The organism is Pseudomonas sp. MIACH (assembly GCF_001269925.1).
Classification (GTDB): domain Bacteria; phylum Pseudomonadota; class Gammaproteobacteria; order Pseudomonadales; family Pseudomonadaceae; genus Aquipseudomonas.
In genome coordinates, this window is the sequence record NZ_LHVO01000056.1 from 108609 (window position 1) to 131833 (window position 23225).

Below are 23225 nucleotides of genomic sequence, written 5' to 3' on the forward strand. Positions count from 1 at the left end.
AGAAATTCTCCTTGAAGGAACACAGAAACAAATGTGGGAGGGGGCTTGCCCCCGATAGCAGTGTGTCAGGCACTGATCTGTCACTGACACATCGCTATCGGCGGCAAGCCCCCTCCCACAGGGGCGTTGCGTTAAATCAACAGCACTTGGGCCCACCCTTGCCGCCGTATCGGGCCTCCTGGCGTTCCCGGAAGAACGCCTTGTAGTCCATCATCGGCTTGTCCGGGTGCTTGGTTTGCATATGCTCGACGTACGTGTCGTAGTCGGGCATGCCGACCATCAGGCGCGCGGCCTGACCGAGGTATTTACCGAGGCGACTGATGTCATTGAACATGTTTGCAATCCTCGGTTATGCGTCAGGTACGGCCTGGAACGGGGCTTCTTTATCCGTACGTTCTTTGTTGCCCCAGGCGGCGACGCCGACCTTGAGCGCATAGAACAGGATGCTGAACACCACGAACAGAAACAGCACCGTCAACGTTGCGTTGGTGTAGGCGTTCCAGATCACATGTTGCATCTGGTCCACGCTCTTGGCCGGGGCCAGGATCTGGCCGTTCGCCAGGGCATCGCTGTACTTCTTCGCCAGGGACAGGAAGCCGATCGCCGGGTTGGCGTCGAACAGCTTGATGAAGCCTGCGGTGGTGGTGCAGATCAGCAGCCATACCGCCGGCAGCATGGTCACCCAGATGTAGCGTTGGCGTTTCATTTTGATCAGCACAACCGTAGCGAGCATCAGCGCGATACCGGCCAGCATCTGGTTGGATATACCGAACAGCGGCCACAAGGTATTGATACCGCCCAGTGGATCGATCACGCCCTGGTACAGCAGGTAACCCCACATGGCCACGCAACCGGCGGTCGCGATCAGGTTGGCGGTCCAGGACTCAGTGCGCTTGAGCGCCGGTACGAAGGAACCTAATAGGTCTTGGAGCATGAAGCGACCGGCACGGGTACCGGCGTCAACTGCCGTCAGGATGAACAGCGCTTCGAACAGGATCGCAAAGTGGTACCAGAACGCCATGGTGTTTTCACCCGGCAGCACACTGTGCAGGATCTGCGCGATACCCACCGCCAACGTCGGCGCACCACCGGCACGCGCCAGGATGGTCGTTTCACCGATGTCATGGGCCACGGCCGACAGCGCCTCAGGGGTAATTGCAAAGCCCCAGCTGCTGACGGTTTGCGCCACGGTGACCACGTCGGTGCCGACAATCGCCGCCGGGCTGTTCATGGCGAAGTACACGCCTGGCTCGATCACCGAAGCGGCAACCATCGCCATGATCGCCACGAAGGACTCCATCAGCATGCCGCCGTAACCGATGTAACGGGCGTGGCTTTCGCTGGCCAGCAGCTTGGGCGTGGTGCCCGAGGAGATCAGCGCGTGGAAGCCAGAGACTGCGCCACAGGCAATGGTGATGAAGAGGAACGGGAACAGGCCGCCCTTCCATACCGGGCCGGTACCATCGATGAACTGGGTCAACGCCGGCATTTTCAGGTCGGGCATGGTGACCAGGATGCCAATCGCCAGGGCGATGATGGTGCCGATTTTCAAGAAGGTAGATAGGTAGTCACGGGGCGCGAGGATCAGCCACACCGGCAGTACCGCTGCCACGAAACCGTAGCCGATCAGCATCCAGGTGATCTGGATCCCGGTGAACGTGAAGGCCTTGGCCCAGACCGGATCAGCGGCAATCTGCCCGCCCAGCCAGATCGAACCGAGCAGCAACAGCACGCCGATGATCGAAATTTCACCAATGCGGCCCGGGCGGATGTAGCGCATATAGATGCCCATGAACATCGCAATCGGGATGGTCGCCATCACCGTGAAGATGCCCCATGGGCTCTCGGCCAGGGCCTTGACCACGATCAGTGCCAGCACCGCGAGGATGATGATCATGATCAGGAAGCAGCCGAACAGCGCGATGGTCCCCGGGATACGGCCCATCTCTTCGCGGACCATATCCCCCAGGGAACGGCCATTACGACGAGTGGACAGGAACAGGACCATGAAGTCCTGCACCGCACCGGCCAGCACCACGCCGGCAATCAGCCAGAGCGTGCCGGGCAGGTAGCCCATTTGCGCCGCCAGTACCGGGCCGACCAGAGGGCCTGCACCGGCAATCGCCGCAAAGTGGTGACCGAAAAGGATGTGTTTGTTGGTCGGCACATAGTCCAGACCGTCATTGTTGACCACTGCGGGGGTGGCCCGCCGTGGATCGAGTTGCATCACATTGTTAGCGATGAACAGGCTGTAGTAGCGGTAAGCAACCAGATAGATGGCCACGGCCGCGACCACGATCCACAAGGCGTTGATCGCCTCGCCGCGGCGCAAGGCCACTACGCCCAGGGCGCACGCTCCTACGATTGCCAGCACCAGCCAGGGTAAGTGGCGTAGCAGGCTATTATTATTTTTCATTTTTATATTCCAGCCAGGGTGGACAGAAAGGACAGCCATCCGGAGTTTAGCGCTACTGGCCCTAAAGGCCACCCCCCTACGTTGGTCTAGAGCCTTGCAGGGGCAAAAAAAGCAGAAAAAATCGCCCAATGATGGCGCAGGGCTACAATCCTGTTATCCACAGAGGGTTTCACCATGACCGAGCAAGCGTCTGATCGTCGCCGTTTTCGCCGGATCGCCTTTGATGCCAAGACCGAACTTCGGCAAAACGGCAACGAATGGCCAGTGCAATTGGTGGATTTGTCGCTCAAGGGCCTGTTGGCGCAACGGCCTGAAGAGTGGAAGGGAAATAAGGCGCTGCCCTTTGACGTCGATATTCGTCTGGATCCAAAGGCCCATATAAAGATGCAGGTGAAGCTGACCCACGAGGATCCTGGCCAGTTGGGTTTCGTATGCCAATACATCGACCTGGACTCGATCAGCCACTTGCGGCGGCTGATCGAGCTGAACCTAGGCGATCAGGAAGAACTGGATCGGGAGCTGGCGGCGTTGCTGGAAGTGTGATGGCTCAGGGGAACGCGGTACGTGCGGGAAATTCGCTTTCCGTGTCCCAGTAGCCCTTCTTCTGACTTGAGGCGCTGTGCCACTGCCCGTCGACAAACCGATAAGTCTGATAACGGGTGGCAAAGTCGTCCTCGCCGTCGCCGTCCATAAATGACGACACCTGCAGCAGTTCATCCGCGCCGCCACTGGCTGGCGTTGCGATCATCCACGCAGCCTTGCCGGTGTGAGCCAGGGTCAGCGCCTGGACTTTGCCGTCGGCCCCCTGGTAACTCAACGGTTTGAGTTGCTGCTTGCCAGGCAGCAACAGCTGCGTGGCAGGCCCGCTGTAGCTGCCCATGGGAGCGGTCTGGTCGATGGTCAAAAAATACACAGGTTCGGGCAGCCCTTTGAGTGGGGCGTTCTTGACCTCGGCCAACGGGTAGCCGAGGTCTTCGTGAGCTATCACCTCGCCAGAGGCCGACACCCAGCGCACCTGGGCTTCGAGCAGCGGGTTGTCGACCAAATCGTCGGGCTCGTCGAACGAGTCTTCATCCAGCCCACTGCCCCAACTGTCCTTGTGCAGTTGGGGGCTGATGCGCTGGTCTTCGAGCACCTGCAGCACACTGCCATCTGGCGTCACCAGCGTTTGCGCCAGGCGATAGCCCGTTGGCAGCTCAGCCCAGGCCATGGCGGGCAAGCCGGCCAAGGCGATAAACAGGGCGACTACACCCCAGCGATTCGATCGTTGCATGGCGTCCATCCCTGAGTTATTCGAAAAGTGCATCCAACGCCTGTTCCAGGCGCGTGACTCCAATTACCTGCAATCCTGGCGGCATTTCCTTCGGCGCATTGCCCTTGGGCACGATCGCGCGCTTGAAGCCATGCTTGGCCGCTTCCTTCAAGCGTTCCTGGCCGCTGGGCACCGGGCGCACTTCGCCCGACAGCCCCACCTCACCGAACACCAGCAGGTCGTGGGGCAATGGCCGGTTACGCAGGCTGGACATCACCGCCGCCATCAACGCCAGGTCGGACGCGGTTTCCAGCACCTTGACCCCGCCGACCACGTTGAGGAACACGTCCTGGTCGTGGGTCGGGATGCCGCCGTGACGGTGCAGCACCGCCAGCAGCATCGCCAGGCGGTTCTGATCCAGGCCAAGCGTGACGCGGCGCGGGTTGGCCAAATGGCTGTCATCCACCAGCGCCTGGACTTCCACCAGCATCGGCCGGGTGCCTTCCCACGTCGCCATGACCACACTGCCTGGGACTTCTTCCTGGGCACGGGTCAGGAAAATCGCCGATGGGTTGGAGACTTCTTTCAGCCCTCGGTCAGTCATGGCGAACACACCCAGTTCGTTCACCGCGCCGAAGCGGTTCTTCACCGCCCTCAGCAAGCGCAAACGACCATCGGACTCGCCTTCGAAATACAGCACGGTGTCGACCATATGCTCCAACACCCGTGGCCCGGCCAGCGCGCCCTCTTTGGTGACGTGGCCGACCAGGAAGATCGCCGTGCCGCTCTGCTTGGCGTAGCGCACCAGCAACGCCGCACTTTCGCGCACCTGAGACACACCGCCCGGCGCCGACTGCAATTGCTCGGTGAAAATCGTCTGGATCGAGTCGATCACCATGACCTTGGGTTTTTCGATCCGGGCCGTGGCGATGATGCTTTCGATGCAGGTTTCGGTCATGACCCGCAGTTGGTCCTGGGGCAAGCCGAGGCGGCGCGCGCGCATGGCCACCTGTTGCTGGGATTCTTCGCCGGTGACGTACAGCGCCGGCATGCGGCTGGCGATGCTGCACAGGGTTTGCAGCAGAATCGTCGATTTGCCGATGCCGGGGTCGCCGCCAATCAACACCACCGAACCGTCCACCAGGCCGCCACCCAGAACCCGATCCAGCTCGCCGGAAGCCGTCGAGAAACGCGGGATCTCTTCAACGCTGACTTCGGCCAGGGTCTTGATCTGCGCCTGCTGCCCGGTCCAACCGGCACGCCCGGTAGGGGCAGCGGCGCCGCCGCTTTCGATCATGGTTTCAGTCAGGGTATTCCACGCACCACACTCGGTGCATTGGCCGGCCCACTTGGGAAAGGTCGCGCCGCACTCCGTGCAGCCGTACATGCGCTTGGCCTTTGCCATTTGAGAACCTCCAACCGAAAAACCGCGATGATAGCTCAGCGCGACGCCGGGGTCCGGATTTCACCGCTGGCCAATCGTGAAGCACTATTGCCGACCGGGTCTTCGGCGTTGAGATCGGCGCCCTTGGCCTTGAGTTCGTCGAGCAACTCGATGCGCTTGAACAGCCCGGCATACATGGCTGCCGTCTGACCGGCACCGTTACGCTGGTCGGGGTTGCAGTCGGTGGCCAGCAGGCGCTGGGCGATTTTCAGTTCACCCTTGAAGATCGCGCCCATCAACGCGGTGTTGCCGCGCTTGTCCTGCACGCAGGCGTCGGCACCGGCGGCGAGCAATCGCTCCACGTAAGCGCTTTCGCCATGGTAAGCAGCGAGGATCAGCGCGGTGTAACCCTTATCGTCCTGGGTGTTGAGGGAGAAACCGGAGTCGATAAAGGTGTTGAGCATGTCGAGGTCGCCACGGCGGGCGGCGTCGAAGTAATAATCCTGGAGCTGCGCCTTGAGGGCGACCGGGTCGGGCGACTCGGCATGGGCGACAAAGGCCAGCATGGCCATCAGTAAGCCGATAGAAATACGCATGGGTTCTCTCCTGCCAGAGGTCGACGCCCGCATGGGCGTCGACCAAAACCAACATCAGTCAGTGAGTTTTTCGGCCAGCGCCTTCACGCGCGCCAGATCACCCTTGGCGACCTTGGCCACGCCGGTGCCGTATTCCGGATCAGCCTTGTAGAGGAACGACAGGATGATGTGCTTGCTCTCGTCATCGGTCGTGGCCAGGGAGCCGCCGAAGTTGTCGATCAAGTCCTGACGCTCTTTCGGGCTGTAGGAGCGATACAGGTCACCCGCTTGTTTGAAGTTCTGCTCACGCTGGATCTTCGCCTGCTGGGTGCTGCCCGACAGTGCCGTCTGGCTGTAGCGCGCGGTTTGCGGCTCTTCACGGTTTTCCAGGCGGCTTGGCTGGTAGTTCACGCCGCTGGTGGTCTTGCCGAAGTTCAGCGCGCCGTCCTGGTTCCCGTTGTTGACGGTCACCCGTGGGGCGTTGATCGGCAATTGCAGGGCATTGGCGCCCAGGCGATACATCTGCGTGTCGGCATACGAGAACACCCGGCCTTGCAGCAGGCGGTCTTCCGACGGCTCGATACCCGGTACCAGGTTGGCCGGGGCCATGGCCACTTGCTCGGTTTCCTGGAAGACATTCGCCGGGTTGCGGTTCAGCACCATCTGCCCGACTTTGCGCTCGGGCACATTCGGCCAGATCTTGGTGGCGTCCAGCGGGTCGAAATCAAACTTGGCCAAGTCTTCTGGCTTGAGTACCTGCACATACAGGTCCCACTTGGGGAAATCGCCCTTGTTGATATGGGTGACCAAGTCGTTGGTCATATGGCTGTAGTCACGCCCCTGCACTTCGGTGACTTGCTTGGGGTCGAGGTTCTTGATGCCTTGCAGGCTCTTCCAGTGGAACTTGACGTAATGCACTTCGCCCTTGGCGTTGATCAATTTGTAGGCATGTACGCCATTGCCGTCCATTTCCCGGTAACTGGCCGGGGTGCCAGAGTCGGAATACAACTCGGTAAGTGTGCGAGTGGCCTCGGGAACATGAGAGAAGAAGTCGAAGCGACGGGAGTCATCGTCCAGGTTGGTGCGCGGGTCCGGCTTGAAGGCGTGGACCATGTCCGGGAACTTGATGGCATCGCGGATAAAGAACGTCGGGAAGTTATTCCCCACCAGGTCCCAGTTACCGTCAGCGGTGTAGAACTTGGTGGCGAAACCGCGCGGGTCACGCAACGTTTCCGGGGAATGGTTGCCGTGCACCACGGCCGAGAAGCGCACGAACACCGGGGTGGCTTCGCCTGCCGCAAAGACCTTGGCCTTGGTCAGGTCGCTGAGGTTGTCGGTGACGGTAAAGGTGCCATGGGCGCCGGTGCCACGGGCATGCACCACGCGCTCAGGGATGCGCTCACGGTCGAAGCGCTGCAGCTTCTGGATCAGTTGCACGTCCTGCAACAGCACCGGACCATTGGCACCCGCGGTTTGCGAGTTCTGGTTGTCGCCGACGGCAGCGCCGTTATCGCGGGTCAGGTTGGCGGCTTGCACGGAGAGGGAAAGCAGGCTGGCGGTCGCCACTACCAGCACATGACGCGCCAATAGCGGGCCGCGATTGATTGGATTCTTCATCAAGGTTTCCTCTGGTTTTTTTAGTGCACATTCAGTTGTGCTTGCCAGAGGCTAGTGACCCTCGAGTCAGAAGATAAATAGAAAAAGACCACCAGGTCGATTGAGAAAATAATGTGGTAAGCCACTGAAACAGCGCGTATTTCGCGCGCGATTAGTGGCACTTTGCAAACTATTTGCGATTTGATGTGTCGATAAAAGCTGACAGTGTTAGCAGTTGTGTCGGGCAAGCCCTCTGCGACTGATTTACACTAAGCGGCACCCTTCTCATCTGTAACAAGGAATAACCTATGGGCGTGATCAGTGAGTTCAAGGCCTTCGCGGTCAAAGGTAATGTCGTCGACATGGCCGTCGGTATTATCATCGGCGCCGCCTTCGGCAAAATTGTTTCCTCGTTCGTAGGCGATGTGGTGATGCCGCCCATTGGTCTGTTGATCGGTGGCGTGGACTTTGGTGACCTGGCGATAACGCTCAAGGCGGCACAAGGCGACGTGCCCGCCGTCGTCCTGGCGTACGGCAAGTTCATCCAGAGCGTGATCGACTTTGTGATCGTCGCGTTTGCGATCTTCATGGGCGTCAAGGCCATCAACCGCCTCAAGCGCGAAGAAGCCGTGGCACCTAGCCTGCCACCGACACCAAGCAAGGAAGAAGTGCTGCTGGGTGAGATTCGCGACCTGCTCAAGGCACAGAACGACAAGCCGCTTTAAGCCGCTCAGGTCGTTAAAAAGGCGCCTTCAGGGGCGCCTTTTTATTACCAGTAGTTTTCCACCGCCACCTGCCCTAGCCGGCGGCTCAGGCTCAGTTGCATGTCGCGCTGCTTGAGCAACTGGCGCGTGTCATCGACCATCTGTGGGTTACCGCAAATCAGTACTCGGGAATGCTCGGGGCTCAACGCCACGCCAGCGGTGCGCTCCAGCTCACCGTTTTCAATCAGCGTGGTAATGCGCCCATTCAGCGCCCCCGGATGCTGTTCACGCGTAACGGTGGGGATGTACGTGAGTTTATGCGCGTATTCGGCGAGGTACTCGCGCTCGCCCAGTTCCTTGATCAGCGACTGATAGGCCAACTCTTTGGACTCCCGCGCGCTGTACACCAGGATGATGCGTTCGAATTTCTCCCAGACTTCGAAGTCCTGCAGAATCGACAAAAACGGTGCCACCCCGGTGCCAGTGCCTAACATCCATAAGTCGCGGCCATCGACGAAACGGTTCAGGGTCAGGAACCCGGTAGCCTGGCGCTCCACCATCAAGGTATCGCCCACCCGCAGTCGGCTGAGTTCACTGGTGAATTCGCCGCCAGGGACAACAATCGAGAAGAAGTCCAGGTGTTCATCAAATGGCGAGGACACCACGGAATAGGCGCGCCACACCGTGCTGCCATCCGCCTTGGTGACCCCCAGGCGCACGAACTGCCCAGCCGTAAACCGGAACCCCGGGTCGCGGGTGGTTCGCAACGTAAACAGGCTTGGGGTCAGCGATTGCACATCGAGCAAGGTCTGGCGGGTAAATTTCTCAGCACTGGCCGTCATGGGGGACTCCGTTCAACAGGTGCACTAGTGTCCCCCAAAGTTACCTGCGGAAACACCGCTGGTTTGTAGTGGCATCGCCTGGGCCCCGACAGTGACCTGTCGATACGCGCACTAATCAATTGGCTATTAGGCGCTCTACGGGGGTTCTAACTTCGCTGTAAGTGAGGCTTTACACAAGATTCAACTCTTTAAAAAACCGTGAAAAACCAACGAAATCGTGTCGACGTCAACTGATGGCTTCGTAGAAAAAATTCTTAAACCCCGCCGTACAAGAGCAAAAATCTCCTCTTCATCTGTAGCTCGTGTCCTACACTCAATTCCGTGCAGTTTTGGGAGTCGAGGACGTATCCCATATAAAAAAGAACCTCACGGAGAGTTACCGAATGGTTAACTGGCGCAATACAAGGTTGCCCAAACTGGAAGGCGAGAACGAAATCACCAGTGCTTTCGAAATGGTCATCAACCACACCTATGAGCTTGGCTTCCAATTCTGTTCATTTACGATGAGTTCCCAACGACCCAACAATCATACGAAACCTGTCAACTTCAACAACTATCCAAACGAATGGAACACGCTGTACCAAAAGGCGCACTTCTTCGACGTGGATCCCGTGGTTAATCACAGCAAACGTAGCGTACTGCCGATTGTCTGGGAGGAAAAAGCCTTCGGCGCTGCCCCTAATCTGTGGGAGCTGGCCCAAACATACGGCGTGCACTTGGGCTGGACCCAAGCGGTGCATGACTTCCAGGGCGTGTTCAGCATGCTGACCCTGAGCCGCGGCAAGGGTGAGGTCAGCCCACAAGAGTTGTACGAAAAGGCCGGGAGCGTCCTGTGGTTGTGCCACGCAATGCATGCAGTCGTGGTTCAGACGTATGCCGGCCAGCCTAGCCTTGACCCTGCGAGCAAATTGACCCCGCGCGAAACGGAAATCCTCAAGTGGTCAGCCATGGGCAAGACTGCGGCGGACATCGCCACCATCCTCTGCCTGTCCGAACGTACGGTGGGGTTTCATATCTGCAGTTGCTTCAAAAAGCTGGGGGTCAACAACAAGATCGCCGCAGTGCTCTGCGCCTCGAAAGCGGGGTTGTTTTAAGCCTCGTTGAAACACCGCATGTAATCCCTCTGGAAAAAAAGTAACATTTACGGCCAGTCCTGAGTGTTGAAGCAGCCCCCTTGAAACGGCGCCTCGAAGTTCACTCAGGCCGTTCCGCAGCCCCCCTGCCGAACACCCATCGATTACCCAGAGCCTCCCCCGCCATGCCCCTGCTCGACAGCCCCTTCGCCCAGCTCGATCTGATCCGCCAGCCAGAGCAACATAACGATCCGCTGCAGGCCTTCGACGCCGCCGACGAATACCTGCTCAGCTATCTGGCCGAACAGCGACCGACCGCCACGACCCGCGTGCTGGTGCTCAACGACAGTTTCGGGGCGCTGGCGGCCAGCCTTGAAGGCCAGGTGCAAGTGACCTCCAGCGGTGACTCGTTTCTCGCCGCCCTTGGCCTTGAGAAAAACCTGGTGCGCAACGACAAGGCCTTTGACGCAGTGCCGTTCATCCCCGCCAGCCAGTTGCCCCGTGGGCCGTTCGACCGCGTGCTGATCCGCGTACCCAAGACTCTGGCACTGCTGGAAGAGCAGTTGATTCGCCTGCAAGGCCAACTGGCGCCAGGTGCCGAAGTGATCGCCGCAGCGATGGTCAAGCATTTGCCCCGGGCGGCCGGCGAGTTGCTGGAGCGCTATATCGGGCCAATGCACGCCTCCCTGGCAGTCAAGAAAGCCCGTTTGCTGATTGCCACCCAGGCCGACCGTCCGGCCGCTGTCTCGCCCTACCCGACGCGCTACACCCTGGACGCGCCGGCGATTGAACTGCTCAACCATGCCAATGTGTTCTGCCGCGAAAGCCTCGATATCGGCACCCGCGCCTTCCTGCCGCACCTGCCCAAAAACCTGGGCAGTGCCCGCGTGGCGGACCTGGGTTGCGGCAACGGGGTACTGGCGATCGCCAGCGCCCTGCAAAACCCCGACGCCCAGTACACCTTGGTGGACGAGTCCTACATGGCCGTGCAATCGGCGCTGGAGAACTGGCAAGCCGCCCTCGGTGAGCGCGCCGTCAGCGTACGCGCGGATGACGGCCTGGCCGGCCAGGAAGCCGACTCCCTGGACGTGGTGTTGTGCAACCCACCGTTCCATCAACAACAGGTGGTGGGCGACTTCCTTGCCTGGCGCATGTTCCAGCAGGCCCGGGAAGCCCTGGTGGTGGGCGGCGCCCTGTATATCGTCGGCAACCGTCACCTGGGTTATCACAGCAAGTTGGCGCGCTTGTTCCGTGGCGTAGAGCAGGTCGCTGCCACTCCCAAGTTCGTGATTCTCAAAGCACGCAAATAAAAAAGCCCTGCCCTTCCAAAAGAAGAGCAGGGCTGAAAACCGGGCGCGAAGCCCGGATCGGGATGTCAGTGAGTGGTCAGGCCGGCCGCATTCATGAACATGCGCATCAGGCTGGCCACGACGAACAGGGCCAGCACACTGCCGGTCCAGATCATCGCCAGCCACCCCAGGCGCCGCCACAACGGCTGTTTCTCGGCCTGTTCGATCTCGTGCAACGTAGGTTTGCCGGACATGCAACGACCCTCCTAGTGATAGCCGTCTTCGTGGGTGACCTTGCCGCGGAACACGTAGTAGCTCCAGAAGGTGTAGCCCAGGATGAACGGGATGATGAACAAGGTGCCCACCAGCATGAAGCCTTGGCTCTGCGGCGGCGCAGCGGCATCCCAGATCGACACGGATGGCGGGATGATGTTCGGCCACAGGCTGATCCCCAGGCCGCTGTAGCCGAGGAAGATCAGCACCAGCGTCAGCAGGAACGGCGTGTAGTGGGCATTACGCGCCACGGCGCGGATCAGCCCGTACATGGTCACCAGCACCAGGATCGGCACCGGCAGGAACCAGAACAGGTTCGGCAGGGTGAACCAGCGCGAAGCGATTTCCGGGTGCGACAGCGGAGTCCAGAGACTCACGATACCAATCACCGCCAGCACCACGAAGGCCAACGGCCGCGCCAGGTTGTGCATCTTCTCCTGCAACGGGCCTTCGGTTTTCATGATCAGCCAGGTGCAGCCGAGCAAGGCATAGGCCACGATCAGCGCCACGCCGCAGAACATCGTGAACGGCGTGAGCCAGTCCAGCGAGCCGCCGGCAAACTGGCGATTGACCACCGGAATCCCATCGATAAACGCGCCCAGCGCTACCCCCTGGAAGAACGTGGCCGCCAGCGAACCGCCGATGAATGCCTTGTCCCACAGGTGACGCTTGTGGTCCTTGGCCTTGAAGCGGAACTCGAAGGCCACGCCACGAAAGATCAGGCCGATCAGCATCAGGATCAGCGGCAGGTACAGCGCCGACAACACCACCGAATAGGCCAGCGGGAACGCGCCGAACAACGCCGCGCCGCCGAGTACCAGCCAGGTTTCGTTACCGTCCCAGACCGGGGCCACGGTGTTCATCATCACGTCACGGTCGGTCTTGCCCGGGATAAACGGGAAGAGGATGCCGATGCCCAGGTCGAAGCCGTCCATGACCACGTACATCATGATCCCGAAGATGATGATCACGGCCCAGATCAACGGAAGATCAATACCCATCTCAATTCCCCTTGTGCTGGATGTGGGTGTGGTCGTCATCGCTGCCATCATCGGCGGCGGACAACGGACGGGCCGGTGTGCGTTTCTGGCCGGGACCACCGTGGGTCGGTTCCGTACCTTCGTGAGTCACAGGACCTTTGCGCACCAGGCGCATCATGTAGCCCAGACCCGCGCCGAACAGGGCGAAGTACACCACCACGAACAACACCAGGGTGATCGTCATCTGCGCCAGGCTATGCCCGGAAGAAGCATCCGACGTGCGCATCAACCCGTAGACCACCCACGGCTGGCGGCCAATTTCGGTGGTGAACCAACCGGCGAGAATCGCGATCAGGCCAGACGGCCCCATCCACAGCGCCAGGTACAGGAACGGTTTGGACGTGTACATCTTGTCGCCCCGGCGCAGCCAGAGGCTGAACAGACCGGTGAAGATCATCAGGAAGCCCAGGCCGACCATGACCCGGAACGACCAGAACACGATGGTCGAATTCGGGCGGTCTTGCGGCGGGAATTCCTTGAGCGCCGGCACCTGTTTGTCCAGGGAGTGGGTCAGGATCAGGCTGCCCAGGTACGGAATCTCCACCGCATACTTGGTTTTTTCGGCCTTCATGTCCGGCCAGCCAAACAGGATCAGCGGGGTTGGCTCATTGCCTTTGTTTTCCCAATGGCCTTCGATGGCGGCGATTTTTGCCGGCTGGTGCTTGAGGGTGTTGAGGCCATGGAAGTCACCGATCACGGCCTGGATAGGCGCCACGATCAGGGCCATCCACATCGCCATCGACAACATCTTGCGGATCGCCGGGTTGTCCTTGCCGCGCAGCAGGTGCCAGGCCGCCGAGGAACCGACAAAGAACGCCGTGGCCACAAAGGCTGCCGTCGCCATGTGCATCAGGCGGTAAGGGAACGATGGGTTGAAGATCACCGCCAGCCAATCGGTAGGAATCACGCGGCCGTCGATGATTTCAAAGCCTTGCGGCGTCTGCATCCAGCTGTTGGACGCCAGGATCCAGAAGGTCGAGATCAACGTACCGACGGCCACCATCACCGTGGAGAAGAAGTGCAGCTTGCGCCCCACCTTGTTCCAGCCGAACAGCATCACACCGAGGAAACCGGCTTCGAGGAAGAAGGCCGTGAGCACTTCGTACGTAAGAAGCGGCCCGGTGACGGCGCCGGCGAAGTCCGAGAAGCGGCTCCAGTTGGTGCCGAACTGGTAGGCCATGACCAAACCGGAGACCACGCCCATGCCGAAGTTGACGGCAAAGATCTTCGACCAGAAATGGTAGAGGTCACGGTAGGTGTCGTTATGGGTCTTGAGCCACAAGCCTTCCAGCACTGCGAGGTAACTGGCCAGGCCGATGGTGATCGCCGGGAACAGGATGTGGAATGAGATGGTGAACGCGAACTGAATTCGGGCGAGATCTAGCGCCTCCAAACCGAACATAAGTCTTCCTCTGTCAGGTAATACCGGCTGCTGGCGGGAGCCTGCACCCACTGCCCCCACGGATATGGAGTCTGGCGAATTTCAATTCGTTTCTTTTTTTAACCAGCCACGTAGGGAATCTGGCCTTGCGGCCGCCAGAACAAATTTTGAAATGACTTTGATCTGGATCAATCACAGTCAAAAGAGTAGTCCCATTTTCGCGGTTGGTCCGTGTGGTCTTTTGCCGCGTGACAGACTGCCTCAGCGCAGTTCTTGCAACCATCCGTTACAACTTGATGATAATCTCGGCCCCTCCTCCGGCCTTGACCAGAATTCCCGATGCCTAGTGAACCCGCGTTGCTGTTACGTCATCACCGCCCTTTCATCGCGTTCTGGCTGGCACGTATCTTTACCGCCAGCGGCTTTCAGATGCTCACCGTGGCCATCGGCTGGAACCTCTACCAACTCACCGGCAACGTGCTGGACCTGGGGTTGGTCGGCCTGGTGGAATTCGTGCCGCGCGTGCTGTTCATGCTGCACACCGGGCATGTGGCCGACCGCTATGAGCGCCGCAAAGTCGCGGCCATCTGCCAGACCGTGCAGGCATTGATTGCCCTCTCCCTGGCCATCGGCGGCCTGACTGGCAACGTGACCCGCGAGATGATCTTTATCCTCGCCTTCCTGCTCGGCGCCGCACGCTCGTTTGAAATGCCCACCACCCAGGCCCTGCTGCCGAGCATCGTGCCCAGCGCGCTGTTTCCGCGTGCGGTGGCCTCGTCGCAGTCGGCCCAGCAACTGGCGACCATTGTCGCCCCGGCGCTCGGTGGTTTGCTTTACGCCTTCGGCAGCGTCTGGGTGTATGGGCCCACGGTGGTGCTGTACCTCATCGCCTGTGTGCTGACCCTCAACCTGCCCGCGCGCCAGACTCCGCTCAATAAAGGCAAGGCCACCCTCGATTCGCTGCTGGCCGGGATTCGTTTTATCCGCAGCCGCCCGGACATCCTCGGGGCGATTTCCCTCGACCTGTTCGCCGTGCTGCTGGGCGGAGCCACCGCGTTGCTGCCGGTGTTCGCCAAGGACATCCTGCTGACCGGTGCCTGGGGTCTGGGCCTGTTGCGCTCGGCACCGGCAGTGGGCGCCTTGTTGATGTCACTGTGGCTGGCGCGCTTTGCGGTGGACCGCAAGGTTGGCCGGGTGATGTTCACCGCTGTTGGCGTATTCGGCGTGGCGACCATCGCCTTCGGCCTGTCCACCTCGTTCTGGTTTTCCCTGGCAGTGCTGGTGGTGCTGGGCGCGGCGGACATGATCAGCATGGTGATCCGCGCGTCTTTTGTGCAGCTGGAAACGCCGGATGAAATGCGCGGCCGGGTGAGTGCGGTCAACGGCCTGTTTATCGGCGCATCCAACCAACTGGGCGAGTTCGAGTCCGGTATCACCGCCCATTGGTTCGGCACCGTGCCCGCCGTGGTCATGGGCGGGATCGGTACGCTGGTGGTGACCGGGGTGTGGATCAAACTGTTCCCGACCCTGGCGAATCGGGATCGTATGCATGTGCCGGTAGAGGAAAGCATCAAGCCCGCTGCATGATCCAATGTGGCAATAAGGTCAATGTGGGAGAGGGCTTGCCCCCTCCCACACCTAGATCTCCAGGGGCTTGAAAGAATGGCGTCAGAGCACCTTGTCCAGGGTGATCGGAAACTCCCGCACCCGCTTGCCGGTGGCATGGTAAATCGCATTCGCCACCGCCGCCGCCACCCCGACAATGCCAATCTCACCCACGCCTTTTGAGCCCAGGGCGTTGACGATCTCGTCGTGTTCTTCGACAAACACCACGTCTATGTCGCCGATATCGGCATTAACCGGAATGTGGTACTCGGCCAGGCTGTGGTTCATGTAGCGTCCCAACTGATGGTCGACCTGGGTCTCTTCATGCAGGGCCATGCCGATGCCCCACACCACCCCGCCGAGGATCTGGCTGCGCGCCATCTTCGGGTTGACCACCCGCCCGGCCGCAATCGCGCTGACCACGCGGCTGACCTTGATCGTGCCCAAGTCCTCATCCACCCGTACTTCGACGAACACCGCTGAATGGGTGGCGGTGGCGTAACCTTCGCGCTTCTTGTCCGGTTCGCTGTCGACCTGGACGTCCAAGGCCTCTTCGCCACTGTCCTTGACCAGTTGTGCCAACGACACACTCACGTCGCCGGTGTGCAGTTGGCCGTCTTCAAAGCGTACGGACTCGGCATCCTTGAACACCGGGTAAGTCTGCCGGGCGATGGTCAGCAGCTTGGCGCTCAACGCTTCGCAGGCTTGCTGCACGGCGGTACCGACGGACGACACGGTGAACGAACCGCCTTGCAGCGGTGCGGTAGGCAGTGAGGAATCACCGAGCAGAAACACCACGTCTTCCACCGCCACACCACTGGCCTGCGCCGCGATCTGGGTCATCACCGTGTAGGTGCCGGTGCCGATGTCCGTGGTGGCGCTGCTGACGGTCAGTTTGCCCTCGGCGTCGATGCGCGCCTTGGCGCTGGCCTTCATCTGCATGGCCTCCCACACGCCACCGGCCATGCCCCAGCCGATCAACTGGCAGCCGTCGCGCATGCTGCGCGGTTCCGGGTTGCGCTGGCTCCAGCCGAAGCGCTCGGCACCTTCGCTGTAACACTCGCGCAAGGCCTTGCTCGACCAGGGCTTGTCTTCATTCTGGTTGCGCTCGGCGTAGTTGATCAGCCGCAGTTGCACCGGGTCCATCCCCAAGGCGCACGCCAACTCGTCCATGGCGCACTCCAGGCCGATCACCCCCAACGCGGCGCCGGGCGCGCGCATATCCAAGGGCGTGAACACATCCAGCGGCACCAGCTTGTAGGTCAGTTGCACGTTGTCGCAGTGGTAAAGCATGCCGCTCCACTCCACCACGTGCTCGCTGAAATCTTCGAAGCGTGAGGTCTGGCCAATCGCCGTATGCCCCAGCGCCAGCAGACGACCATTGGCAGCGGCGCCCATCTGCAAACGCTGCAAGGTGCGCGGGCGGTAGCCGAAGGTGAACATCTGCTGGCGGGTCAGGGTGACGCGCACCGAGCGCTTGAGCGCCAGGGACGCCATCACCGCCAGGGGCAATTGATACTGCGGACGCAAACCCGAGCCAAAGGCACCCCCGACGAATGCAGCAAAAATCCGCACCTGGCTTTTATCCAGGCCGAACACTTTTTGTACATAGGCCTGGCAGTTCTGCGGGCCCTGGGTCTTGTCGTGGATATGCAGGGTGCCGTCCGGCTGATACAGCACGGTGCTGGCGTGGGGTTCCATGGGGTTGTGGTGTTCGATGGGGGTGCTGTAGTGCAGGTCGAGGCTGACGGCAGCGGCGGCCCATTCGGCCTGGAAGTTGCCGCGCGGCGCGGGCGGCGTCTGCGGTGAAGCATAGGCCTGTTCCTGTTGGGCGAGCAGATCAGTCTCGAAGTCTTCGCGCGCGTATTCGATCTCTACCAGCGAGCCGGCATGCCGCGCCAGTTCCAGGTTGTCGGCGATCACCAGGGCCAGAGGCTGGCCGCTGTAGAGCACACGGTCGTTATACAGCGGGCGAAACGGAGAGCCGTCCGCCGCATCGTCATCTTGGAAGGCATCGTCGTAACTGGCGATTTTCGGCCGGTTGAGGTGATGGATAACCGCCACCACGCCGGGCAGGGCCAGTGCCCTGGCCGCGTCGATAGCCAGCACGCGGCCCTTGGCGATGGTGCTGGATACCACACTGCCGTGGAGCAGGCCGGCCTCAGGAAACTCACCGGCATAACGCGCCTGGCCGGTGACCTTGAGCAGACCGTCGACACGGTCCAGGGGTTTGCCAATAGCGGTCATGGGCGATCTCCTGCGACGGCGGCGTCGCTCAGGGCGCGGATAATTGCGCGGCGCGCCAGCTTGATCTTGAAGCCGTTGTGTTCCAGCGGCTCGGCGTCTTGCAGCAGGGCGTCGGCGGCGTTGCTGAAGGTTTCGCGGCTGACCACCTGGCCGATCAGCGAAGCTTCCACCGCACGGTCACGCCAGGGTTTATGGGCCACGCCGCCAAGGGCCAGGCGCGCGTCGACGATTCGGTCGCCCTCCAATTCGAGAGCAGCGGCGACAGACACCAACGCAAACGCATAAGACGCGCGGTCACGGATTTTCAGGTAGTGGCTGTGGCGGGCCAGATGGTCGGCGGGCAATTCGATGGCGGTGATCAACTCATCGTCGGCCAATTGGTTGTCGCGTTGCGGCGCATCACCGGGCAAGCGATGGAAGTCGGCAAACTCGATAATCCGCGCGCCGCCTCGGCCTTCGACATGCACCCGCGCCTCCAGCGCTGCCAGGGCCACGCACATGTCCGAAGGGTGAGTGGCAACGCACTGTTCACTGGCGCCGAGGATCGCATGGATACGGTTCAACCCGGTGCGCGCCGGGCAACCGCTGCCGGGCTCACGCTTGTTGCACGGCACCGTGGCGTCATAGAAGTAGTAGCAACGGGTGCGCTGCAACAGGTTGCCGCCGGTACTCGCCATATTGCGCAGTTGCGGCGAAGCACCGGCAAGGATCGCCTGGGACAGCAGCGGGTAACGCTGTTCGATCAGCGGGTGCCAGGCCAGGTCGGCATTGCTCACCAGCGCGCCGATCCGCAGGCCGCCCTCGGCGGTTTCTTCAACCTCATTCAGCGGCAGGCCGGTGATATCGATCAGGTGTTCGGGGCGGCTGATGTTTTCTTTCATCAAGTCCAGCAGGTTGGTGCCGCCGGCAATAAAACGCGACACGGCGCTGCTCAGGTGCACGGCTTCGTGGATATCCGCCGGCTTGCTGTACTGGAAGGGATTCATTGCTCGCCTCCCTGGGCGCGGCACGCTGGCAAGGCCTCTTCGATGGCATCGCGGATATTGCTGTAGGCACCGCAGCGGCACAGGTTGCCGCTCATCAGCTCCTGGATCTGCGCGGTGTCGTGGGCGCGGCCTTCATTGGCCAGGCCGACGGCGGAGCAAATCTGGCCGGGCGTGCAGTAACCGCACTGGAAGGCGTCGTGCTTGATAAAGGCTTGCTGCATTGGGTGCAGTTGGTCGCCATCGGCCAGGCCTTCGATCGTGGTCAATTCGGCGCCGTCGCACATCACCGCCAGGGTCAGGCAGGCGTTTACGCGTTTGCCGTCGCGCAATACCGTGCACGCGCCGCATTGGCCGTGGTCGCAACCTTTTTTGCTGCCGACCAGGTCGAGTTGCTCGCGCAGCAGGTCCAGCAACGTGGTCCAGGGCAATACGTCGAGTTGGCGGTGCTGACCATTGAGGGTCAAGCGTATGGAGTGGGCGACGAACGGTTGGGCCGCCGCGCCATTGGGGGTCGCGCTCATAAACACCTCACGGGTTGGTGTACATCCGCGGCGTTCAGGAAAGTCGCCGTCTCAGGGGTACGACTTCCCGGTTTTTTGAGCGTTCAAGATGATTGATCAGCGGATATTGAGCAGGGTCTTCAGGGTGTTCTGCGGGCCATTGATCGAGGAGTTGCTGTATTCGAACCAGCCTTGGGCTTCGACATTCAGGTCAAACACATAGATGTAGCCCATCAGGGTGCCAGCGCCGTTGCAGGCCTGGCTGATGTTGCCGACCTGGCAGACGGGCGTCCGTTGCCCGTTGAGTTCGGCGCCGTTGAAACGGCCCATCGGGTTGTTGCCCAGGCCAACTTCCATCACCGACACTTTGGTGGGCCCACGGTGCGTACACATCTGGGTGCTTTGCGCGCGTTCCGGGATGGTTTCCGTGCAGCGCGCCGATTCGACCTTGAACACGCGCACCTCGCTCAAGGGCGGTGCAGTCGCGCCCCACACCGGTGCCGCGCCCCACCACAGGCCGAGACAAGGGATCAGGGCTAGACTCCACGCGTTGGCTTTTTTCATGCTGTCGATGACCCGCTATTGAACGTCGCCGCAGTATGCCTCAAGGCCATGCGCCACACAGCCTCGGCTGCTGGTATGATGCGCCGCTTTTTCCGATCCTCTCTGGAACCACAGGCGCTTGGCGCAGTTTGTGCTTTGACTTAGAGGTCAACAAATAACGACGCAACATAGCGTCACAGGGAGCAGGCATGCTGGAAAAGCTGTTTCAACTCAAGGCACACAACACCAACGTGCGCACCGAGATCCTCGCGGGCATCACGACATTCCTGGCCATGGCCTACATCCTGTTCGTGAATCCGAGCATCCTCGGCGAGACGGGCATGGACAAGGGTGCGGTATTTGTCGCGACCTGCCTGGCGGCGGCCATCGGTTCGACCGTGATGGGCCTGATCGCCAACTACCCGATCGCGCTGGCACCGGGCATGGGCCTCAACGCCTTCTTCACCTACACCGTGGTGTTGCACATGGGCCACACCTGGCAGGTTGCGCTGGGGGCGGTGTTCATTTCGGCGGTGCTGTTCTTCCTGCTGTCGATCTTCCGAATCCGTGAGTGGATCATCAACAGCATCCCCCTGCCCCTGCGTTCGGCGATTGCCGCCGGTATCGGCCTGTTCCTGGCCTTGATTGCCCTGCACAACGCCGGGATCGTGGTCGGTAACCCGAACACCCTGGTGGGCATGGGCGACCTGACCAAACCGGCGCCTATCCTGGCTATCCTGGGCTTCATGCTGATCGTTGCGCTGGAAGCCCTGGCCGTGCGCGGTGCAGTGCTGATCGGCATCCTGGCGGTGACCATCGTCTCCATCCTGTTGGGTGTGACCGCGTTTGGTGGCGTGATGTCGATGCCGCCGTCCCTGGCCCCGACCTTCCTGCAACTGGATATCAAGGGCGCGCTGGACATCGGCCTGGTCAGCGTGATCTTCGCCTTCCTGTTCGTTGACCTGTTCGACAACTCCGGCACCCTGATCGGCGTGGCCAAGCGCGCCGGGCTGATGGGCAAGGACGGCCACATGCCGAAAATGGGTCGGGCGCTGATCGCCGACAGTACCGCCGCCATGGCCGGTTCGCTGCTGGGTACATCGACCACCACCAGTTACATCGAATCCGCTGCGGGCGTGAGCGCCGGTGGCCGTACCGGCTTGACCGCCATCGTGGTGGCGATCCTGTTCCTGCTGGCGTTGTTCTTCTCGCCACTGGCCGCCAGCGTACCGGCCTTTGCTACCGCGCCGGCGCTGCTGTTCGTCGCTGTATTGATGACCTCAGGCCTGGCCGAAATCGACTGGGATGACATTACCGTTGCAGCGCCAGTGGTGATCACCGCCCTGGCGATGCCCTTCACATACTCCATCGCCAACGGCATTGCCTTCGGTTTCATCGCCTGGACCGCCATCAAGCTGCTTTCGGGCCGCTACCGTGAGCTCAACCCGGCACTGGTGATTCTGTCGATTCTGTTCGTGATCAAGCTGGGCTGGTTCAACGCATGACTTTTGATGCCGTACGCTACACCGTTCAACTGCAAGACAAGGTCACGCGCTTGCGTGACCTGCTGGCACCGTTCGACGCACCCGAGCCGCAGGTCTTTGAGTCGCCTCTGCAGAACTTCCGCCTGCGGGCGGAGTTCCGCTTGTGGCGCGAAGGCGGTGAGCGCCACTACGCGATGTTTTCCCAGGACGACAAGCGCACGCCGATCCTGATCGAAGAATTCCCCATCGCCAGCCAGCGCATCAACCAGTTGATGCCGCAGCTCAAGGCCGCCTGGCAAGCCAGCGCCGCCCTGAGCCACAAGCTGTTCCAAGTGGAGTTCCTCACCACCCTGGCCGGCGACGCGATGATCACCCTGTGTTATCACCGCCCGCTGGACGAGCACTGGCACACCGCGGCGAATAAGCTGGCGGCTGATTTGAATGTCAGCATCATCGGCCGCTCCAAGGGCAAGCGTGATGTGATCGGCCACGACTACGTGGTGGAAAAACTCGATGTGGGCGGCCGCACCTTCAGCTACCGCCAACCCGAAGGCGCGTTCACCCAGCCCAACGGCACGGTGAACCAGAAGATGCTCAACTGGGCATACGAAGCCTTGGGCGATCGCCCGGATGACTTGCTGGAGCTGTATTGCGGCAACGGCAACTTCACCCTGCCGCTGGCCACCCGTGTGCGTAAAGTGCTGGCCACCGAGATCAGCAAGACCTCGGTGAATGCGGCCCTGAGCAACCTCGATGAAAACGCGGTGGATAACGTCACCCTGGTGCGCCTCTCCGCCGAAGAACTCACCGAAGCACTGAATGAAGTGCGCCCGTTCCGCCGCCTGCACGGCATCGACCTCAAAAGCTACGAATTCGGTAGCGTGTTCGTCGACCCGCCCCGCGCCGGCATGGACCCGGACACCTGCGAACTGACCCGGCGCTTCGACAACATCCTGTACATCTCCTGCAACCCGGAGACGCTGGCAGCGAATATTGCGCAACTGCATGACACCCACCGCATTACCCAGTGTGCGATGTTTGACCAGTTCCCGTGGACGCACCATATGGAATCCGGGGTGTTATTGACCCGCCGTTAAACGTCCTCAGGCTCCTTGCGTGGCCGGCCGCCCTTCTTGCCATTGGCGCGGGCGGCAGCGGATTTGGCGGCGCTGCTTTTGCGACCGTTGCGTGACGCTACCAGGCTCGTGGCCAGGTCCATCAGCGGCTGGCTTGTGGCGATCAGGCCAGTGATCGAAACATCCAAATCCTGAGCCTCACAGCTAATGGCCTTGCCACCGAAACTGACTTCCAACTGCTGGAAATCTTCCTCTGAAAACCCTTCGAACTCCGGCAGGCCGGCCACCGGCAACATGACGCGGCTGCCGTCGCTGAAGCCGATGGAGATGCAGTCGTTTTCATAACGCACAGAACTGGCGTTGGCATACAAACGCTTCAATTTGCGACCACGGGCTATTGCCTTGTCAATATCGGCGTCAGTAAGCGGTACATAGGGCACGACTTTGGCTTTTACGATTTTTTTCATAGCTCAATCTCCACGTAACCTGGCGCCCTCACCAGATTCAAAATAGTCAGCTGCCCCACTGCATCGTGCCGAGCATTGGCGATCACATAGACACCACGCCGAATGACTAAACCCGGCACCAGTTCGTCGGCATCCCAGTCCCAAGAATGGTTTTCCAGACAAACCGTTTGCAGTTTCTCCCACCAGATCCTTCGTGCCCGTGCCAAGTAATGCGGCTGCATCAGGGTCTGGCGAAGTTCTTTGAGGACCGACTCTGGTGGGCGGCGTCTTTCTGGATTCACATCCCACAACTCCACTTGCCCATTCAGAAAGCTGAAACGAAAACGCGCATCCCATGCATTCCCCCTGACATGCACATGAGGCGGGCAATGCTCGCCCCTGATAAACACCGAGATGACATATCCCTTGTAGGCACCTACTTTCATCGTAACCCATCCGTTAGGTTATTTTCCGCCAGGTAACAATTTCCCTCCTGCCACCCGACAACCGGCT

Annotated in this window: 23 protein-coding genes; 7 read left to right on the forward strand and 16 right to left on the reverse strand. The window is 60.7% G+C overall.

Features of this window, described 5'->3' with window-relative positions; all coding sequences use genetic code 11:
• Window positions 1-136: 136 nt before the first annotated feature.
• Both AD670_RS23275 and AD670_RS23280 read right to left on the reverse strand, forming a co-directional pair.
• The gene (locus AD670_RS23275) at window positions 137-334 is read right to left on the reverse strand and encodes a YbdD/YjiX family protein (RefSeq protein ID WP_003176208.1); all 198 of its coding nucleotides are present in this window, start codon (window positions 332-334) and stop codon (window positions 137-139) included.
• 15 nt (window positions 335-349) lie between these two features.
• Window positions 350-2416, reverse strand: a complete 2067-nt coding sequence (locus AD670_RS23280; protein ID WP_053137912.1) for a carbon starvation CstA family protein — start codon at window positions 2414-2416, stop codon at window positions 350-352.
• 174 nt (window positions 2417-2590) lie between these two features.
• Between AD670_RS23280 and AD670_RS23285 the strand changes: the two genes are divergently transcribed.
• Complete coding sequence (locus AD670_RS23285; protein WP_053137915.1) at window positions 2591-2959, forward strand: PilZ domain-containing protein; 369 nt, start codon at window positions 2591-2593, stop codon at window positions 2957-2959.
• A 4-nt stretch (window positions 2960-2963) separates the two neighbouring features.
• Here AD670_RS23285 and AD670_RS23290 read toward each other — a convergent pair whose 3' ends face one another.
• From AD670_RS23290 to katB, 4 genes are read right to left on the reverse strand one after another with little or no spacing between them, the layout of a single operon-like run.
• Window positions 2964-3689 (reverse strand): hypothetical protein, encoded by a 726-nt coding sequence (locus AD670_RS23290; RefSeq protein ID WP_053138335.1) that lies wholly within the window; start codon window positions 3687-3689, stop codon window positions 2964-2966.
• Between the two features lie 16 nt (window positions 3690-3705).
• Complete coding sequence (gene radA, locus AD670_RS23295; protein WP_053137919.1) at window positions 3706-5073, reverse strand: DNA repair protein RadA; 1368 nt, start codon at window positions 5071-5073, stop codon at window positions 3706-3708.
• A gap of 35 nt (window positions 5074-5108) precedes the next feature.
• The gene (locus tag AD670_RS23300) at window positions 5109-5648 is read right to left on the reverse strand and encodes an ankyrin repeat domain-containing protein (RefSeq protein ID WP_053137922.1); all 540 of its coding nucleotides are present in this window, start codon (window positions 5646-5648) and stop codon (window positions 5109-5111) included.
• A 54-nt stretch (window positions 5649-5702) separates the two neighbouring features.
• Entirely contained in the window at window positions 5703-7244 is a 1542-nt protein-coding gene (katB, locus tag AD670_RS23305) for a catalase KatB (protein WP_053137925.1), read from the reverse strand.
• Window positions 7245-7531: 287 nt separating this feature from the next.
• Here katB and mscL point away from each other — a divergent pair, with 287 nt between their 5' ends.
• Window positions 7532-7948: a large-conductance mechanosensitive channel protein MscL gene (gene mscL / locus AD670_RS23310; RefSeq protein WP_053137928.1), complete on the forward strand. Its 417-nt coding sequence runs from the start codon at window positions 7532-7534 to the stop codon at window positions 7946-7948.
• A 44-nt stretch (window positions 7949-7992) separates the two neighbouring features.
• Here the strand turns inward: mscL and AD670_RS23315 are convergent, their stop codons facing one another.
• On the reverse strand, window positions 7993-8769 hold the full coding sequence (locus AD670_RS23315; protein WP_053137931.1) for a ferredoxin--NADP reductase: 777 nt from the start codon (window positions 8767-8769) through the stop codon (window positions 7993-7995).
• A gap of 383 nt (window positions 8770-9152) precedes the next feature.
• Here AD670_RS23315 and AD670_RS23320 point away from each other — a divergent pair, with 383 nt between their 5' ends.
• Together AD670_RS23320 and AD670_RS23325 are read left to right on the forward strand one after the other, a co-directional pair.
• Window positions 9153-9863, forward strand: coding sequence for a LuxR family transcriptional regulator (locus tag AD670_RS23320; protein WP_053137933.1), 711 nt, complete (start codon window positions 9153-9155; stop codon window positions 9861-9863).
• Window positions 9864-10027: 164 nt separating this feature from the next.
• The gene (locus tag AD670_RS23325; RefSeq protein WP_053137936.1) at window positions 10028-11152 is read left to right on the forward strand and encodes a class I SAM-dependent methyltransferase; all 1125 of its coding nucleotides are present in this window, start codon (window positions 10028-10030) and stop codon (window positions 11150-11152) included.
• A gap of 65 nt (window positions 11153-11217) precedes the next feature.
• On the opposite strand, the gene AD670_RS31170 is transcribed toward AD670_RS23325, so the two are convergent.
• Genes AD670_RS31170 through AD670_RS23335 form a run of 3 tightly spaced genes read right to left on the reverse strand, consistent with a single transcriptional unit; the run spans window position 11218 to window position 13846 of the window.
• The gene (locus tag AD670_RS31170) at window positions 11218-11385 is read right to left on the reverse strand and encodes a DUF2474 domain-containing protein (RefSeq protein WP_010562540.1); all 168 of its coding nucleotides are present in this window, start codon (window positions 11383-11385) and stop codon (window positions 11218-11220) included.
• Between the two features lie 12 nt (window positions 11386-11397).
• The gene (gene cydB / locus AD670_RS23330; protein WP_053137939.1) at window positions 11398-12405 is read right to left on the reverse strand and encodes a cytochrome d ubiquinol oxidase subunit II; all 1008 of its coding nucleotides are present in this window, start codon (window positions 12403-12405) and stop codon (window positions 11398-11400) included.
• Between the two features lies 1 nt (window position 12406).
• Window positions 12407-13846, reverse strand: a complete 1440-nt coding sequence (locus AD670_RS23335; protein ID WP_053137942.1) for a cytochrome ubiquinol oxidase subunit I — start codon at window positions 13844-13846, stop codon at window positions 12407-12409.
• 318 nt (window positions 13847-14164) lie between these two features.
• On the opposite strand from AD670_RS23335, the gene AD670_RS23340 reads away from it, so the two are divergent.
• A complete protein-coding gene (locus tag AD670_RS23340; RefSeq protein WP_053137944.1) occupies window positions 14165-15412 on the forward strand; it encodes an MFS transporter in 1248 nt (415 codons plus the stop codon).
• Window positions 15413-15493: 81 nt separating this feature from the next.
• On the opposite strand, the gene AD670_RS23345 is transcribed toward AD670_RS23340, so the two are convergent.
• The 4 genes from AD670_RS23345 to AD670_RS23360 all read right to left on the reverse strand — a co-directional run bounded on the left by AD670_RS23345 (window position 15494) and on the right by AD670_RS23360 (window position 19727).
• Window positions 15494-17677: a xanthine dehydrogenase family protein molybdopterin-binding subunit gene (locus AD670_RS23345; protein ID WP_053137948.1), complete on the reverse strand. Its 2184-nt coding sequence runs from the start codon at window positions 17675-17677 to the stop codon at window positions 15494-15496.
• Entirely contained in the window at window positions 17674-18663 is a 990-nt protein-coding gene (locus AD670_RS23350; protein WP_053137951.1) for a xanthine dehydrogenase family protein subunit M, read from the reverse strand. The genes AD670_RS23345 and AD670_RS23350 overlap by 4 nt, the downstream gene beginning before the upstream one ends.
• A complete protein-coding gene (locus tag AD670_RS23355; RefSeq protein ID WP_053137953.1) occupies window positions 18660-19184 on the reverse strand; it encodes a (2Fe-2S)-binding protein in 525 nt (174 codons plus the stop codon). Before AD670_RS23355 ends, AD670_RS23350 begins: the two co-directional genes overlap by 4 nt.
• Window positions 19185-19280: 96 nt before the next feature.
• The gene (locus tag AD670_RS23360; protein ID WP_053137956.1) at window positions 19281-19727 is read right to left on the reverse strand and encodes a DUF4879 domain-containing protein; all 447 of its coding nucleotides are present in this window, start codon (window positions 19725-19727) and stop codon (window positions 19281-19283) included.
• 188 nt (window positions 19728-19915) lie between these two features.
• On the opposite strand from AD670_RS23360, the gene AD670_RS23365 reads away from it, so the two are divergent.
• Both AD670_RS23365 and trmA read left to right on the forward strand, forming a co-directional pair.
• Window positions 19916-21211, forward strand: coding sequence for an NCS2 family permease (locus AD670_RS23365; RefSeq protein WP_053137959.1), 1296 nt, complete (start codon window positions 19916-19918; stop codon window positions 21209-21211).
• Window positions 21208-22287, forward strand: a complete 1080-nt coding sequence (trmA, locus tag AD670_RS23370) for a tRNA (uridine(54)-C5)-methyltransferase TrmA (RefSeq protein ID WP_053137962.1) — start codon at window positions 21208-21210, stop codon at window positions 22285-22287. Before AD670_RS23365 ends, trmA begins: the two co-directional genes overlap by 4 nt.
• Here trmA and AD670_RS23375 read toward each other — a convergent pair.
• Both AD670_RS23375 and AD670_RS23380 read right to left on the reverse strand, forming a co-directional pair.
• Entirely contained in the window at window positions 22284-22733 is a 450-nt protein-coding gene (locus tag AD670_RS23375; RefSeq protein ID WP_053137965.1) for a DUF2442 domain-containing protein, read from the reverse strand. The two genes, trmA and AD670_RS23375, sit on opposite strands and share 4 nt — an antisense overlap.
• Window positions 22730-23158: a hypothetical protein gene (locus AD670_RS23380; protein WP_053137968.1), complete on the reverse strand. Its 429-nt coding sequence runs from the start codon at window positions 23156-23158 to the stop codon at window positions 22730-22732. Before AD670_RS23380 ends, AD670_RS23375 begins: the two co-directional genes overlap by 4 nt.
• Window positions 23159-23225: the final 67 nt, after the last annotated feature.

Bases quoted from the DNA above. Each gene is read 5' to 3' on its own strand.
- AD670_RS23275 (WP_003176208.1), bottom strand. From the start codon at position 334: ATGTTCAATGACATCAGTCGCCTCGGTAAATACCTCGGTCAGGCCGCG.
- AD670_RS23280 (WP_053137912.1), bottom strand. From the start codon at position 2,416: ATGAAAAATAATAATAGCCTGCTACGCCACTTACCCTGGCTGGTGCTG.
- AD670_RS23285 (WP_053137915.1), top strand. From the start codon at position 2,591: ATGACCGAGCAAGCGTCTGATCGTCGCCGTTTTCGCCGGATCGCCTTT.
- AD670_RS23290 (WP_053138335.1), bottom strand. From the start codon at position 3,689: ATGCAACGATCGAATCGCTGGGGTGTAGTCGCCCTGTTTATCGCCTTG.
- radA (WP_053137919.1), bottom strand. From the start codon at position 5,073: ATGGCAAAGGCCAAGCGCATGTACGGCTGCACGGAGTGCGGCGCGACC.
- AD670_RS23300 (WP_053137922.1), bottom strand. From the start codon at position 5,648: ATGCGTATTTCTATCGGCTTACTGATGGCCATGCTGGCCTTTGTCGCC.
- katB (WP_053137925.1), bottom strand. From the start codon at position 7,244: ATGAAGAATCCAATCAATCGCGGCCCGCTATTGGCGCGTCATGTGCTG.
- mscL (WP_053137928.1), top strand. From the start codon at position 7,532: ATGGGCGTGATCAGTGAGTTCAAGGCCTTCGCGGTCAAAGGTAATGTC.
- AD670_RS23315 (WP_053137931.1), bottom strand. From the start codon at position 8,769: ATGACGGCCAGTGCTGAGAAATTTACCCGCCAGACCTTGCTCGATGTG.
- AD670_RS23320 (WP_053137933.1), top strand. From the start codon at position 9,153: ATGGTTAACTGGCGCAATACAAGGTTGCCCAAACTGGAAGGCGAGAAC.
- AD670_RS23325 (WP_053137936.1), top strand. From the start codon at position 10,028: ATGCCCCTGCTCGACAGCCCCTTCGCCCAGCTCGATCTGATCCGCCAG.
- AD670_RS31170 (WP_010562540.1), bottom strand. From the start codon at position 11,385: ATGTCCGGCAAACCTACGTTGCACGAGATCGAACAGGCCGAGAAACAG.
- cydB (WP_053137939.1), bottom strand. From the start codon at position 12,405: ATGGGTATTGATCTTCCGTTGATCTGGGCCGTGATCATCATCTTCGGG.
- AD670_RS23335 (WP_053137942.1), bottom strand. From the start codon at position 13,846: ATGTTCGGTTTGGAGGCGCTAGATCTCGCCCGAATTCAGTTCGCGTTC.
- AD670_RS23340 (WP_053137944.1), top strand. From the start codon at position 14,165: ATGCCTAGTGAACCCGCGTTGCTGTTACGTCATCACCGCCCTTTCATC.
- AD670_RS23345 (WP_053137948.1), bottom strand. From the start codon at position 17,677: ATGACCGCTATTGGCAAACCCCTGGACCGTGTCGACGGTCTGCTCAAG.
- AD670_RS23350 (WP_053137951.1), bottom strand. From the start codon at position 18,663: ATGAATCCCTTCCAGTACAGCAAGCCGGCGGATATCCACGAAGCCGTG.
- AD670_RS23355 (WP_053137953.1), bottom strand. From the start codon at position 19,184: ATGAGCGCGACCCCCAATGGCGCGGCGGCCCAACCGTTCGTCGCCCAC.
- AD670_RS23360 (WP_053137956.1), bottom strand. From the start codon at position 19,727: ATGAAAAAAGCCAACGCGTGGAGTCTAGCCCTGATCCCTTGTCTCGGC.
- AD670_RS23365 (WP_053137959.1), top strand. From the start codon at position 19,916: ATGCTGGAAAAGCTGTTTCAACTCAAGGCACACAACACCAACGTGCGC.
- trmA (WP_053137962.1), top strand. From the start codon at position 21,208: ATGACTTTTGATGCCGTACGCTACACCGTTCAACTGCAAGACAAGGTC.
- AD670_RS23375 (WP_053137965.1), bottom strand. From the start codon at position 22,733: ATGAAAAAAATCGTAAAAGCCAAAGTCGTGCCCTATGTACCGCTTACT.
- AD670_RS23380 (WP_053137968.1), bottom strand. From the start codon at position 23,158: ATGAAAGTAGGTGCCTACAAGGGATATGTCATCTCGGTGTTTATCAGG.